Below are 14,649 nucleotides of genomic sequence, written 5' to 3' on the forward strand. Positions count from 1 at the left end.
CGAAGCGAGCGAGAGCAGGGAAGGCGCAGCCCGCATAGCGAGTGCAACGAGCGGGCAGGACCGCCTTCCCGTGGGAAAAAGACCCCACCCACCTACACACGTTCGCTCGGCTTTGCCACCCTTCAGTTGCCACTTTTTCCGCTCGCTCCCATCGTCGCTCGCGCAAAAACTTGGGGAAAAAGACCCCACCCACCTACACACGTTCGCTCGGCTTTGCCAACCTTCTTGAGTGAGTGCGCCCAACCCTGTTTCGATCGAATGGCCACCGCGGACAACACGGAACTCATCGATCGTTTCGAGGAGTTCTACCGGGACTACTATCGCAACGAGATCGGCGAACTCGCACAGAAGTACCCCTCCGAACAGAAGTCGCTATTCGTCGACTGGCAGGACCTCTACCGGTTCGACCCGGATCTGGCAGAGGACGTCCGCAACCAGCCCGAGCAGCTGCAGGAATACGCCGAGGAGGCGCTGCGACTCTACGACCTCCCCGTCGACGTGAAACTCGGGCAGGCCCACGTCCGCATCGAGAACCTCCCGGAGACGACAGGCATCCGGGACATCCGCGCGGACCACCGCGGCCAGCTCATCAGCGTCCAGGGGATCGTCCGCAAGGCCACGGAGGTCCGCCCGAAGGTGACGACCGCGGCCTTCGAGTGCCAGCGCTGTGGCACGCTGACCCGTATCCCCCAGACGACGGGCGATTTCCAGGAACCCCACGAGTGTCAGGGTTGTGAGCGTCAGGGCCCCTTCCGGATCAACTTCGACCAGTCGGAGTTCATCGACGCCCAGAAGATCCGCGTCCAGGAGTCCCCCGAAGGGCTGCGCGGCGGCGAGACCCCCCAGTCGATCGACGTCAACATCGAAGACGACATCACCGGCAACGTCACCGCGGGCGATCACGTCCGCGTGAGCGGCATCCTCAAACTCGACCAGCGGGAGAGCGGCAACGAGAAGACCCCCATGTTCGACACGTACATGGACGGGATGACCGTCGAGATCGAGGACGAGCAGTTCGAGGAGATGGACATCACCGACGAGGACAAAAAGGAAATCGTCGAGCTCTCAAACGAACCCGACATCTACGAGCAGATGGTCGGCGCGATCGCCCCCTCGATCTACGGCTACGAGCAGGAGAAGCTCTCGATGATCCTCCAGCTGTTCTCGGGCGTCTCGAAGGACCTCCCCGACGGCTCTCGGATCCGTGGGGACCTGCATATGCTCTTGATCGGTGACCCTGGTACAGGAAAGTGCCTCGCAGGCGACACGAGCGTGACACTCGGAGACGGCACGACACGTCCGATTCGAGAACTCGTCGAGTCAAATCTTGACGATCGCAAGCCGGTCGATGATGGGGTGTGGGACACAGCTGAGTTCAGTGTTCCCTCACTGCAAGCCGATGGACAGATTGAACAGCGACAGGTGACCAAGGTCTGGAAGCGAGAAGCGCCGGAGAAGCTGTACCAGATCCGAACGTCAACAGGGCGTGAAGTCGAAGTAACGCCGTCACATCCCCTGTTCGTCCGGACGAACAGGGGATTTCAGGCAGTTCGGGCAGACAACCTCAAAGACGGGCAGCGGGTTGCCGTCGAGCCAGCCGCTACGGACACCGCCAGTGAGGTCGCTGACGCGATAGCGGACGGTGGGGCCGCTCTTGCAGGAACGGATGTCATCGATCGCATCGAGCGCCTCGAACCCGACGACGACTGGGTATACGATCTCGAAGTCGAGGGAACGCACAACTACATTTCGAACGGGATCGTCTCTCACAACTCTCAGATGCTATCATATATCCAAAATATCGCCCCGAGATCCGTCTATACGTCGGGGAAAGGATCCTCGGCGGCTGGGCTCACCGCTGCGGCTGTTAGAGACGACTTCGGAGACGGCCAGCAGTGGACGTTAGAGGCTGGAGCGCTCGTTCTCGCCGATCAAGGGATCGCGGCAGTCGACGAACTCGACAAGATGGCCGCGGACGATCGATCGGCAATGCACGAAGCACTCGAACAACAATCCTACCACCCGAATTCGGAGATACTGCTCGCTGACGGTCGACGGGTCGAGATCGGGCAGTTCGTCGACGAGCGGATGGACGACAACCCCGGAGACGTCGTCGACGGCGTCGACTGCGAGATTCTCCCGATCGACGACGCCGGCGTTCATACGGTCGATCTAGAAGACAACGACGTACAGAAGACGTCGATCGACCGGATGAGCCGCCACGAGGCACCCGAAGAGTTCGTTCGGGTCACGTTCTCGAACGGCCGCGACGTCATCGTGACGCCCGAACACCCGATGTTCGCCGACGTCGACGGCGAGATTCGGACGGTTGCCGCCGAGAACATCGAGGAGGGAACGTACGTCCCCGCACCGCGGAAGCTCCCCAACAGCAGCGCGGCAGTCGAACTCGACGACGAAGCACGCATCGGCAAAGAGAAAGACGTCTCGCTGCCCGAGGAGTTGTCGCCCGATCTGGGTGAGATCCTTGGCTTGCTGACAGCCGAGGGCCACAGCTACGCCGGCTCGGCACACGAGATCGGCTTCTCGAACCAGGACGAGCGCCTCCTCGGCCGGATGGACAGACTCATGGACGACGTGTTCGGGATGGAGAGCACCGACACGACGAACGAGGCGGGAACCGTAACCAAACGGTGGGTCTCGACGAAGCTCTACCGCTGGTTCGAACGCAACTTCCCCGAGATGATGCACACTGCACGCGACAAGCGGATCCCGTCTGTCGTCCTCGGAGCGTCGGAAGAAACGATCCGCCGGTTCCTCGTCGGTGCGTTCGCCGGGGACGGCGGAGTCGAGAGCGAGGCGATGTCGTTCTCGACTGCATCGGACGGACTCGCCGAAGACTACGCCGACGCCCTTTCGAAGATCGGCGTCGGATCTCGCATCCATCACGATAGCGCAGAGGACGCCTGGAAGGTCTACGTGATGGGTGACTCAACCGGGGAGTTCGTCGAACGCGTCGTCGAACCAGCGGACGACCGCTACGAGGAGGCCGTCGCGTTCGCCGAGCGAAGCGACGAGACGGTACGCCACCACGACGTGTTGCCGCCGGGTGCGGCCGAGGAGTTGCGAACACTGCGAACGCTACTGGGGCTGGCCCTGACCGGTCGGTATCGACCAAATCTGGACGAATCATACGGCGTCCAGATCGAGACAGTCAAGGACGAACTCGCGACGTTGCGCGAACGGATTGCCACCGTGCGCGAGGGGGCTGAACGAGCCGACACGCTTGGAGAACTCAGGACAGCAATCGGCTGGTCCGGTCGACAGCTAGCCGACCGTCTGGACGGCGAGACGGCCAGCGCGGTCCACTACGCAGAGGACGGAGGCTACGACCAACAGCGTCGTGACGAGCTCGCGACCGTTGCGGAGGGAGCGATCGAGGACGCACTCCAGGAAGCCCAGCGTCGGATCAACGCCCTCGAAGAGAAGTGTGACCTCCGATACTACGAAGTCACGGATATCGAGACGGTTTCCAACGAAGACGAGTACGCGACCGAGTGGGTCTACGACGTGACCGTCGAGCCGACCAACACGTTCGTCAGCCAGGGCGTCGTCCTGCACAACTCGATCAGCGTCTCCAAGGCCGGAATTAACGCGACACTGAAAAGTCGCTGTTCGTTGCTCGGCGCGGCAAACCCCAAGTACGGCCGGTTCGACCAGTACGAACCGATCGGCGAGCAGATCGATCTGGAGCCCGCCCTCATTTCTCGGTTCGATCTGATCTTCACGGTCACGGACAAGCCCGACGAGGAGAAGGATCGAAAGCTGGCCCAGCACATCCTGACGACCAACTACGCGGGCGAGTTGCACACCCACCGTCAGGAGAACGCGACGCCGGACTTCTCGGCGGAGGAAGTCGAGACTGTCACCGAGGAGGTCGATCCGACGATCGAGCCCGAACTCCTGCGCAAATACATCGCTTACGCCAAGCGCAACTGCTTCCCGACGATGACCGAGGAGGCCAAAGACGAGATCGAGTCGTTCTACGTCGACCTGCGCTCGAAAGGCCAGGACGAGGACGCCGCAGTCCCCGTCACCGCCCGGAAGATCGAGGCGCTCATCCGGCTGGCGGAATCCTCTGCCCGAGTTCGTCTTTCGGACACTGTCGAGCAACGCGACGCCGAGCGAGTGATCGAGATCGTCCGCTCGTCGCTGCAGGACATCGGCGTCGACCCCGAGACCGGCGAACTCGACGCCGACGTCATCGAGACCGGAACCTCGAAAAGTCAGCGCGATCGCATCCAGAACCTCAAGGGAATCATCGCCGACATCCAGGACGAGTACGACGACGGCGCGCCGGTCGAGGTCGTGATCGAGCGTGCCGAGGAGGTCGGCATCGACGAATCGAAGGCCGAACACGAGATCGAGAAGCTCAAACAGCAGGGCGAGATCTACGAGCCGACCAACGGGAACCTGCGGACGACGTGATAACGGCTGGCCGCCGCGGAATCACCGACCGGCGTCGATCGTGTGTTCGTCGGAGACGAAATCGAGCGCCGTCGCGGCGTGCGCAAGCAGGAGTTCGAGCAGTTGCACGTCCTCGTCGTTGAAGCCGTCCGGATCGTCAGCCAGCGCGAGCAGGACGGCCGAGCCACCGTCGAGTTCGGTGATCCGAAGCGAGAGTGCGCCGTCGGCCCGGTCGCTGAGCGGACCGGGAAGCGAGTCGTGAATCACGACGGTCGTCGGCTCCTGGTCGCGCGAGCGCCGGGCCAGTTCGGCGAGCGCGCTGTCGGGGACGTCGACCATCGTGCTATCGACGAGGCGGTAGTCCTCGTCGCCGACGACGACAAAGGCCGTCTCGGTCAGGCCGAGAAATCCCTGGAGGGCCTGGATACAGAGCGCGCTCACGGCGTCGACGGAATCGCTACGGGTGAGCTCCCGGCCGTAAGTGTTGATGTCCATGGCCTTGTTGGCGAACTGCTCGGTGCGGTCGCGCTCGGCTTCGAGCGCGCGCTGGTGTGCCCGGCCGCGGGCGTCGTACAGTCCGACGAGGACGCCGACGACGACGCCGATAGTGACGTGGTTCACCGCGATGTACCGGGCCTGATCGAGGATATCGACCGTCGGCTTGACCTGTTGGCTGAAGACGATCAGTGCCGAAACCGAGGCGAACAACAGCCCACCGCCGAGACCCCACAGGGCGATCCGCGGGAGATCCGGTTCGTACTCGTCCTGTAGACTCAACCAGTAGCCGACGTAGGTCAATGCCAGCCCGACCAGCACGAACGGGACCGTCTCGACGCTGAAGACGATCCCCCTGGTCTGGCCCTCGAAGCCGTCGAGTTGCTGAACTCCGTGGACGAGCTGGATTGCAGTGAGAACGAGCCCGGTGAGTGCAATCGCGCCGCCGAAGACGTGCCGTCGCTCCATGTCTGCTCGATAGGTGAAAGGCGAGGACAATCAAACTACCCGACCACTTGCTCCGGTGGGCGAACGTTTTTGCCCGCGAGCGGTCAATCTACGGGCGTGGCAACAGAGCCGTCGTACCTCCGGTTTTTCCCCTACGACCAGCCCTACGACCACCAGCGAGATGCGATGGGGCGGATCCACGACGCGCTCGGGGACGGCCGAGACGTGCTCTTCGAGGGGGCCTGCGGGACGGGCAAGACGCTGGCGTCGCTGACGCCGGCCCTTGAGTACGCCCGCGAGACCGACAAGACCGTCGTCATCACGACGAACGTCCACCAGCAGACGCGGCAGTTCATCGAGGAAGCCAGTGCCATCGCACAGACGGAGGACCTCCGGGCGCTCGTCTTCCGCGGAAAGGCCTCGATGTGTCACATCGACGTGGGCTACGAGGAGTGTCAGGCGCTGCGAGACACCACGCGCGAGCAGGTCGAACTCGAACGTGACCGAGCCGAACTCGAGCGTCGCCAGCGGGAACTGCTCGAGGCCAGCCAGGCCGGCGAGGGCGAGGCCGCCGAGGCCCGGTCGGCCGTGATGGACGACCTGGAAGCGATCGAAGACGACCTCTCGGAATTCGAGGACCGTGCGACCTGCGAACACTACTACCGGAATCTGACCGTGGATACGGAGGAGTTCTACGCGTGGCTGTACGACGACGTCCGCACGCCCGAAGACATCTACGAGTACGCCGACCGAGAGGGGCTGTGTGGGTACGAACTCCTCAAGGAGGGAATGGACGGGGTCGATCTGGTGATCGCGAACTACCATCACCTGCTGGATCCGATGATCCGCGAGCAGTTCTTCCGGTGGCTGGGTCGGGACCCCGAAGACGTGATCGCGGTCTTCGACGAGGCACACAACGTCGAGGACGCCGCCCGCGAGCACGCCCGCCGGACGCTCACCGAGAACACACTCGGGCAAGCGCTAGACGAACTCGCTGACACTGACGACCCGCGCGTCGAGGCTGCCGAAAACGTCATCGAGACCTACCGGGACGCGCTCGAAGCGACCTACCGGGAGACGATGGGAGCCGACACGGTCCGGGAAGCGGAGGTAGACGATCAGTGGACGGATCTGCCGATCGACAGCCCCGACCGGAAGGACGATCTGACGCTGTCGTTCCTGCGGTCCTACACCGGTCCTGGCTACCGAGAAGAGCTAGAGCGAGCGCTCGAACTCGGCCGTGAACTCGACCAGCAGTACGAACAGGCCTACAAGGACGGTGAGACCACCGTCCGGAAGGAGTGTCAGACGCTGCAAGCGGCGACGTTTCTGGACGCGTGGTTCGACGAGGGCGACAGCCAGGGGATGTATCCCGTCATAAGCGTTCGGCGTGATGGCGAACGAAGTGAGCCATCAACGGGAGCAAGCGGGGAGGAACGACCCGCGAGCCGCGCGGACGACCGTGAGGGATTCACAGGCAGACAGGACGGCCTCGGAGACGGTGGGGCCGGAGAAATCTACGGGCGTGCCGAGTTGTACACCTGTATCCCCGAGCGCGTGACCCGCTCGCTGTTCGATGATCTGCACGCAGCGGTGCTGATGAGCGCGACGCTGCGACCGTTCGAGGTGACCGAGGACGTACTCGGACTTGAGGACCCGGAGACGATGGCCTACGGCGCGCAGTTCCCCGAGGAGCGACGCCGGACCTACGCCGTCGAGGCGCCTGCGCTGTTTGCCAGCGAGCGCGACGATCCGTCCACGCAGGACACGATCACGGGCGTCTTGGAGGACGCCATCAAATTCACGCCGGGAAACACGCTCGCCTTCTTTCCGAGTTACGCCGAGGCCGAGCGGTACTACCACCGCGTCGAGACCGACGGGAAACGGTATCTCGACGAGCCAGGGGTATCCGCACAGGAGTTGCGCGAGGAGTTCACCGACGGTGACGACGGCGTCCTCTTTTCGTCGCTGTGGGGAACGCTCACCGAAGGCGTCAGCTACGACGGCGACGACGCCCGGACGGCCGTGGTCGTGGGCGTCCCCTATCCGCATTTAGACGAACGAATGGACGCCGTCCAGGACGCCTACGGAGCGGCCTTCGGCGGTAGTGACGCCGAGGACGCCGGCTGGCGCTACGCTGTCGAGATCCCGACGGTCCGGAAGACCCGACAGGCGCTGGGACGAGTCGTGCGCTCGCCGGCCGACTTCGGGGCGCGGGTGCTCGTGGACAAACGCTACACCCGCAGCGGCGAAGTAGAGATGCAGGGGTACGCCGTCCGCAAGACCTTCCCGGCCGAAGAGCGTGCCGAGATGATCGACGTCGGGCCGGAGAAGCTACAGTTCGGACTCCTGAACTTCTACAACGACCTGGACGCCTACGACGGCAAGCCGCCACAACCCTGATCTGCGGGAATGGTTCGATGCAGGGTGTCCGATCAGACGTCGTCGACGCCGTCAGGTTCGTCCTCGACGGAGCGTTTCATCGAGTCGCGACGGGCCTTGGCGTCGCGTCCGGTCGCCTCGAGCAGGAACTCGTTTTTCAGCGAGACGGCTTCCTCGGCGGCTTCGACGTCGCCGGAGGCGATGACCTCTTCGGCGGGGCGCTCGTCGATGTCCAGCGCGAGCTTGTCTTTCTTGCTGCCGTACTCGACGGTCCCGGCGACGACACGGTTGAACACCGCGTTGTCGGGGTCCTCGACGACGTACAGCTCGGTGTCCCTGTACTCGTCAGTTCCGGTGATGGGGCCGAAATACTCCTCGATGGTCGCTTCCATGTCCGGGATGCGGTCGGAGAGGTACTCGCCGCGCCGCATCTTGTATTCTCGCATGAACGGCCGTTGGCCGGGGGACGGTATACCCTTTTCGCGTTCTAGTTGCCGTCCTGGGCGTGAACGAGCGTCCCGCGGTGACACTCCGGACAGAAGTCGCCTTCACGCAGCGAGGATTCCTCGACCGGCGTCGAGAACCCGCACTCCCGACAGACGTACGACCCGTCCGGTGCCGTGACAGCGCCGGGGCCAGCCGATTCCGGTTCGCCCGCGGCGTCAATCTCGTCTTCGGAGGGCCACTCGTTAGTCTGGGTCTCGCCCTCGTCGGCGACGAACTCGGCGTCGGTCTGCTCACCCCCTTCCGAATCCGATTCCGCCCCGGTGAGGATGTCCGCGTCGGGTTGTGACTCGGATTCGTCGTCCTCCTGTGGCCACTCCCCCGGCTCCCGATCCGACGTATCGGAATCGTCGTCGAGAATCTCGGCATCGTCGGTGACCGGCGGTTCGTCGTCGATATCCGACGTGCCCGAAGCGCTCGGCCCCGAATCCCGGGTAACGTCAGCCGGGGGGGACTCCACCTCCTCAGTCGGAGGTTCAGTCCCGACAGCATCGCTCGATGTGTCCGCGATCGTGTCGTCCGTCGCGCCGGAGGACGCCGACCCCGTCTCGGGCTGTGGACTCTCCATGGCTGCCTCCGGCTGGGTGGGTCCGGCCGTGTCCGGTGGGGACGACTCATCTGTCTCCGTATCGACAGCGTCGTCCGGGGGCTCCGCACCCACATCGTCGGGCGTTTCGAGCGTCGTCACCTCCTTGTTCTCGGAGACGATACGCGTCTCACCGCAGCGCGTGCACGTCTGAACCTCCCGGATAGTGATCACCACCTCGCTCCCCTGTTCCTCACGCTCACGTTCGACGGTGGAGTCGTCGAAGGAGTGGCCGAACAGCGAACACTTGATACTCATTGTCACTACGTGGCCGCCTTCGGACCATAAGCGTACTGCTTGGGGGACAAGTGTAAGAGAATCGCGGCCGAACGAACGCGCATGCAAGCCAAGCCGGAGTACCGCGACCGCGACGACGACGAAGTCGCGGTGCTCGACGCCCTCGCCGACAGGGCCGAGGACGGAATGACGGTCTTCGAACTGCGCTCACACGTCGACCTGGAAATCGACGATCTGGAGACGGCGCTGGCCGAACTCAAGGCTGACGGCCTGATCTCCGCCGACGAAGACGACGAGCGGACGGTCGTGGTCCCCGACGAACGCGTCGTCGGGACCCAACAACAGGACGAGGACTCGTCGCTGAGCTGGCTTCGCGATCGACTGCCGTTCTAACGGCGACGTTTTGCCTCCGGGACCCGAACCGCGTGTATGCGCGTCGTGTCGCTGTTGCCCTCGGCTACGGAGATCTGTTTCGCACTGGGCGTCGAACCCGTCGGCGTCTCCAGTGGGTGTGATTACCCGCCGGCCGCCGAATCGATCCCCGCCGTCGAGCGGTCCCGAATCGACGAGGCCGCCGACAGCGCCGATATCAACGCGCAGGTCGCGGCCGCCGAGGAAAACGGCGGCGTCTACGAGATCGATACTGACCTGCTGGCTGACCTCGATCCGGACCTGGCGATCACGCAGGGAATCTGTGACGTCTGTGCCGTCGACGAGGTGCAGGTGGCGACGGTGGTCGACGATCTCGGACTGGAGACGGATATCCTGACGACGGACCCACATTCACTGGCGGACCTCTACGAGGACGTTCGGCGGATCGGGCGCGCGACCGACACCGAACCGGCCGCAACCGAGCGTGTCTCGGCGTGGAACGATCGGATCGCCGCGATCCGCAACCGGTCGCAGGCGATCGAGCCGGAGCCGACAGTCGCCGTTCTCGACTGGATGGACCCCGTCATGGGTGCCGGTCACTGGATACCCGAACTCGTCGAGATCGCCGGCGGCGAGTATCCGCTGGCCGAGCCCGGCGATCGGTCGCGACCCCACGAGTGGCGCGAGATTCGCGAGATCGATCCGGACGTGCTGATCGCCGCCCCGTGTGGGTACTCCATGGAGGAGACGCTCGCGAACCGAGACGAGCTCACCGACCGTCCGGGCTGGGACGAGCTGACTGCCGTACAGGAGAGCAGAGTGTACGCGTTTGACGGAGACCACTACGTCAACCGACCGGGACCGCGGCTGATCGAAACGGCCGAGTATCTAGCTGGAGTGCTCTATCCCGAGGAATTTCCACGTCCGCCGGGCGACGTTGCCACCGCGCTCGACTGATCACGCGACGGCGGCGAGCCCGACGTAGACGTTCCCGGCGACGATGATCGAACCGACCGCGAGCAGCGAGCCGAACCAGAGACGCCACCCGGGCACGCTCTCGATGAACGCACGCTGAGAGAGGAGGAGGCCGCCGGTGATCGCGACGACAGCAGCCTTGACGACGATCAAAAGCGCCGGGTCGTACGCCAACACCGCGTGGATCCAGGGGTTGGCCTCGCCGCTGATCGAGCCCGTCGCCTCGATCGCCCACAGCGTCGAGACCGCGTCACCGAGCCCCCACACTGCGACGAGCGCAACGACTAGCCCGACGTACCCGGGCAACCGGACGTCGAATTTCGACTGTGATAGCTGTCGGGCCGGCATCGGAGTTACGCTCCGAATAGAGGACTGAAACGGTCATAAATCACATCGTTAAATTCTCAGTATTGATACTTGGAGAGGGTGAGCGAGGAAGCGACCACCTGAAAGAGGACAGCCACACGCCGTCGTCACTCGCTCGCGATCCGGCACCGATCCGGGTAGTCGACGTCGTCGACGGACGTGACCACGGGATCGTCGCCGCAGACCGGACAGTCGGGGTTTCGGCGGATCGGGACCGTCTCCACGTCCATCGCGGCGGCGTCGAAGCTCCACAGTCGACCTTCGAGGGACTCGCCGTACCCGAGGAGGAGTTTGATCACTTCAGTCGCCTGGATCGTCCCGATCAGGCCCGGGACGACGCCGAGGACGCCGGCGGTCGCACAGTCCGGGACGGCACCCTCGGGCGGGGCCTCGGGAAACAGACAGCGGTAGCACGGCGAGTCCGCCCCGCGTTCGAAGGTGGTTACCTGTCCCTCGAAGCGGTAGACGGCACCGTGTGACAGCGGCGTGTCCGTCAACACGCAGGCGTCGTTGAGGAGAAACCGGGCCTGGAAGTTGTCGGTCGCGTCGACGACGACGTCGTAGTCCCCGATCAGATCCAGCACGTTGTCGGGACTGACACGCACCTCGTGTGTCCGGACGGTCACGTCGGGGTTCAACTCGGCGACGAACTCGGCCGCGCTGTCGACTTTCGGCCGATCGATGTCGGACTCGCCGTGGATGACCTGTCGCTGGAGGTTGCTGCGCTCGACCACGTCGTCGTCCGCGACGCCGAGTCGTCCGATGCCGGCGGCCGCGAGGTACTGGATGACCGGCGACCCCAGCCCGCCGGCTCCAACGACGAGCACGGAGCTATCCAGCAGCGCGGCCTGTCCCTCCGGACCGACGTCGTCGAGGATGACGTGGCGGGAGTAGCGATCGAGTTGCGTCTGATCGAGCCCGAGCGACATGAGAGAGAGTTTGCCCCCTGAGGCGAATAAACGACCGGATCGACAGCGGGGGAATTATATTCCTCACAGTTGTACCCGCCCGTATGGACTGTTCCCGGTGCGGGGGCGACCTGGAGGTCTACTCGCTTGGCGAGGAAGAGGCGTACGTGTGCGCCGACTGTGGATTCGTCGACACGCCAGTCGACCACGAGGTATCGACACAGCCGGATCCGGAACCGTGGGAGCGGGCCCTACGGCGGTTCTACGAGAAACACGTCGACGGAGACGCCGCGATCGTCGGTTCAGGTGAGACGGCCGCTCTGGTCGAGATCGACCGTTCCCAGAAGCCCGCTGTCGTGCCGACCGACGACACGGGCGCCGAGCACGCGACGGCGGGGCTGGTCGGCGGTGGAAACGAACGGACGGCGGGCGGAGACGAAGCGGACGGCGAAGACGAGGCGAGTAGCGACCCTGGGGACGAGGAGACTGACGAGGAAGCCGAAACAGGCGACGAAAGCGATGCGGACGGTGGGACTGGCGAGGAAAGCGACGCTGACGACGAGGCCGATGCGAGCGAAGGGACTGGCGAGCAAGCCGAAACAGACGACGAAAGCGACGCGGACGACGGCACCGCGGGCGACGAGCAGGCAGCGTGATCGCTCGGTCGACACTCCCGAAAGCGCGGCCTCGAAACGAAACAGCAGGTGACGGTTAGTCTTCGGCCTCGACGGCTTCGGCGTCCTCTTGCTCTTCTTGCTCGGGCTGTTCCTCGTCGGAGCGGGCGGCGACGAGGCCACCACGGGCGACCGAATACATCGGCTCCTCGACGTGGGAGACACCGCTGATCGAGAACGGAATGTTGGCCTCTTCGAGGTGGCGCTCGAACAGCTCGGTGAACCCGTCGGGGGTCGAGGTGCCGCCAGTAACGACGACCGGCACGTCCAGTCCCTCCTCGACGTCTTCCTCGTCGATCTCGCGCTGGATGAGATCGATGACGTAGTCCAGCAGATTCTCGTAGTAGATGCTGAGTGCGCCTTCGACGCCGCCGACGTCGGTCGTGAAGTCCAGCTCGAAGTCCTCCTCCTTGATCGAGGTGACCTTGTCGACGGGCGTCCCCGTCGCCTGGGCGGCCTGCTCGTCGATCCAGTCGCCACCGCGTGCGACCGAGAACTTCATGACGGGCACCGCGTAGTAGGCCAGACAGACGTTGGTCATCCCGGCACCGAAGCTGATCCCCAGTCCGGTGAAGTCGTTGTCGGCCAGCTCGGAGTAGATGACGGACATCCCCTCGTTGATGGGTTCGGCGTCGTAGCCCATGTCGTCGAGGAAACTCTCGATCGTCTTCTGGTGATACAGCGTCGACAGATCCGAGTCGATCGGATCCGCGGGCGTCGAGAAGTACACCTTCTCGTTGGGATGGTCCGGGGAGCCGACGACCTGCTCGATGATGAGTTTCATCATCGGAATGGCCGACTTCTCGTCACTCGAGAGAATCCCGTGTTTCATCGGCCGCCGGGTCTCCTTGTTGAAGATGTTCGCGAAGTTCAGCGCGTCGTCGCCGACGACGTATACCTTGTCGTCCTTGCGGATGTGGAGTACGTCCGACCGACTGAGCATCTGCTCGGCCATATCGGAGTACTCGATCTCGACGAACGAGTTGCGCTGCTGGACGAAGACAGTCTCGTTGCCTTCCTGCTGTGCCGAAATGATGTTCATTGTGCCGACGTCTAGTCCTTTCGCCATGTTCTGGACAACTATGGGCGGTCTAATAAAACTATGTGAAATGGGCTAAATAGATTATGACTGTAAGTTTCCGCTGGCTGAAATCGGGCGACTGAGACGGTGTACGGCCGTTCTATCGCGAGAGACCGGCCAGGAAAGATTTGATCCGTTCGAGGAGCCCCGCCTCGGACTCCGGGGCCGATGCGGCCGTCTCCTGTTCGTCCTTCCGGCGCTGTCTGAGTTCGTTGAGTTTCGTGGTCTGATCGTCGACCGTCGACTCGGACGTGGCCGTCTTCTTTTCGCCGCCTTTCAGAGCCTTCAGGCCCTGTACCTGTGTATCAGTCGAAGAAGTGCTGGTGATCCGTTCGGCCTCGACATCCATGCCGGAGAGATCGTAATCGTCGTCGATGTCCAGCTGCAACGACTGTCCCTCGTGGCGCTCGACACCGCCCCAGGTGATGTCGACGTCCGCCATCGCGGCCTCGATGTCCTGTCGGATTTCCTCGTCGGTGTAGGATTCCTCGGGTTCGGGCTCGTCCATCGGCTCGATGTCCGCGGGGCTGGGCTTGGCACGCTCGATCTGGTGAGCGACCAGCGCCGCCCCAGTGGAGACAAGCACCAGAGACATCCCGACGGCGTATCCGAGGACGACGTGGGCCGTGTACTGGGCCCCTTCGACGTTAAACTCGTAGGGGTAGAGATAGACGAACCCGGCGACGGAGACGACAGTGATCACAGTCCCCACGAGTCCCGCGTATATCGCCCGCTCGTCGACGGGTAACAGGACCAACACGCCGAGCAGCAGCGTCGGGACCGACAGCATTCCCATCCCGAAGGCGATCTCTCGGAACAGCCAGAACGCGTCGCTGCCGTGTCCGAACAGATACGCCACCAAGAAGAACACGAGGCCGAACGCTGCCAGCGCGATCCCGCCGAAGAACAGCCCGAACCCGAGATAGACGTCAGTCTGGTCGTCAGGCTCGCCGATGTACTGCCGGTACAACTCGAAGAGGACGTTGTCCGGGAGGTCGTCGTCCGAAGGGTCGTCTTCCGCCATTAAACTGTGTTTCCCGCCCCTCTGTAATTATTGTTCCCCCATATGTGGGCGTTCCAGTAGTAAAATATTACATATCTTTGGGCCGTGATTATATTGGACTCGGGAGCGTCGGAGGGGCCTAGCTGGAAGAGAGGTGCTGAAGGCAGCGACGGTAATCCGTCCAACATGGTTGG

Annotated in this window: 12 protein-coding genes; 5 read left to right on the forward strand and 7 right to left on the reverse strand. The window is 63.6% G+C overall.

What is annotated here, in order from left to right:
* Positions 1–258: 258 nt before the first annotated feature.
* A complete protein-coding gene (locus HSEST_RS11550; RefSeq protein ID WP_229121081.1) occupies positions 259–4,446 on the forward strand; it encodes an LAGLIDADG family homing endonuclease in 4,188 nt (1,395 codons plus the stop codon).
* 21 nt (positions 4,447–4,467) lie between these two features.
* Here the strand turns inward: HSEST_RS11550 and HSEST_RS11555 are convergent, their stop codons facing one another.
* Positions 4,468–5,388: a hypothetical protein gene (locus HSEST_RS11555; protein WP_229121082.1), complete on the reverse strand. Its 921-nt coding sequence runs from the start codon at positions 5,386–5,388 to the stop codon at positions 4,468–4,470.
* 96 nt (positions 5,389–5,484) lie between these two features.
* On the opposite strand from HSEST_RS11555, the gene HSEST_RS11560 reads away from it, so the two are divergent.
* Positions 5,485–7,770, forward strand: coding sequence for an ATP-dependent DNA helicase (locus HSEST_RS11560; RefSeq protein WP_324254834.1), 2,286 nt, complete (start codon positions 5,485–5,487; stop codon positions 7,768–7,770).
* 32 nt (positions 7,771–7,802) lie between these two features.
* On the opposite strand, the gene HSEST_RS11565 is transcribed toward HSEST_RS11560, so the two are convergent.
* Positions 7,803–8,195, reverse strand: coding sequence for a DUF5611 family protein (locus tag HSEST_RS11565; RefSeq protein ID WP_229121083.1), 393 nt, complete (start codon positions 8,193–8,195; stop codon positions 7,803–7,805).
* Between the two features lie 41 nt (positions 8,196–8,236).
* The gene (locus HSEST_RS11570; RefSeq protein ID WP_229121084.1) at positions 8,237–9,097 is read right to left on the reverse strand and encodes an MSCRAMM family adhesin SdrC; all 861 of its coding nucleotides are present in this window, start codon (positions 9,095–9,097) and stop codon (positions 8,237–8,239) included.
* Between the two features lie 81 nt (positions 9,098–9,178).
* Between HSEST_RS11570 and HSEST_RS11575 the strand changes: the two genes are divergently transcribed.
* Together HSEST_RS11575 and HSEST_RS11580 are read left to right on the forward strand one after the other, a co-directional pair.
* Entirely contained in the window at positions 9,179–9,469 is a 291-nt protein-coding gene (locus HSEST_RS11575) for a DUF6432 family protein (protein WP_229121085.1), read from the forward strand.
* A gap of 36 nt (positions 9,470–9,505) precedes the next feature.
* Positions 9,506–10,405, forward strand: coding sequence for an ABC transporter substrate-binding protein (locus tag HSEST_RS11580; protein ID WP_229121086.1), 900 nt, complete (start codon positions 9,506–9,508; stop codon positions 10,403–10,405).
* Here HSEST_RS11580 and HSEST_RS11585 read toward each other — a convergent pair whose 3' ends face one another.
* The gene (locus HSEST_RS11585; protein WP_229121087.1) at positions 10,406–10,771 is read right to left on the reverse strand and encodes a hypothetical protein; all 366 of its coding nucleotides are present in this window, start codon (positions 10,769–10,771) and stop codon (positions 10,406–10,408) included.
* Between the two features lie 125 nt (positions 10,772–10,896).
* The gene (gene ubaA / locus HSEST_RS11590) at positions 10,897–11,718 is read right to left on the reverse strand and encodes an SAMP-activating enzyme E1 (RefSeq protein WP_229121088.1); all 822 of its coding nucleotides are present in this window, start codon (positions 11,716–11,718) and stop codon (positions 10,897–10,899) included.
* Between the two features lie 83 nt (positions 11,719–11,801).
* On the opposite strand from ubaA, the gene HSEST_RS11595 reads away from it, so the two are divergent.
* Entirely contained in the window at positions 11,802–12,353 is a 552-nt protein-coding gene (locus HSEST_RS11595) for a hypothetical protein (protein WP_229121089.1), read from the forward strand.
* Positions 12,354–12,408: 55 nt separating this feature from the next.
* Here the strand turns inward: HSEST_RS11595 and HSEST_RS11600 are convergent, their stop codons facing one another.
* Both HSEST_RS11600 and HSEST_RS11605 read right to left on the reverse strand, forming a co-directional pair.
* The gene (locus HSEST_RS11600; protein WP_229121090.1) at positions 12,409–13,440 is read right to left on the reverse strand and encodes a hypothetical protein; all 1,032 of its coding nucleotides are present in this window, start codon (positions 13,438–13,440) and stop codon (positions 12,409–12,411) included.
* A gap of 112 nt (positions 13,441–13,552) precedes the next feature.
* A complete protein-coding gene (locus HSEST_RS11605) occupies positions 13,553–14,476 on the reverse strand; it encodes a DUF7139 domain-containing protein (RefSeq protein ID WP_229121091.1) in 924 nt (307 codons plus the stop codon).
* Positions 14,477–14,649 lie beyond the last annotated feature (173 nt).

This window comes from Halapricum desulfuricans (assembly GCF_017094465.1).
Taxonomy (GTDB): domain Archaea; phylum Halobacteriota; class Halobacteria; order Halobacteriales; family Haloarculaceae; genus Halapricum.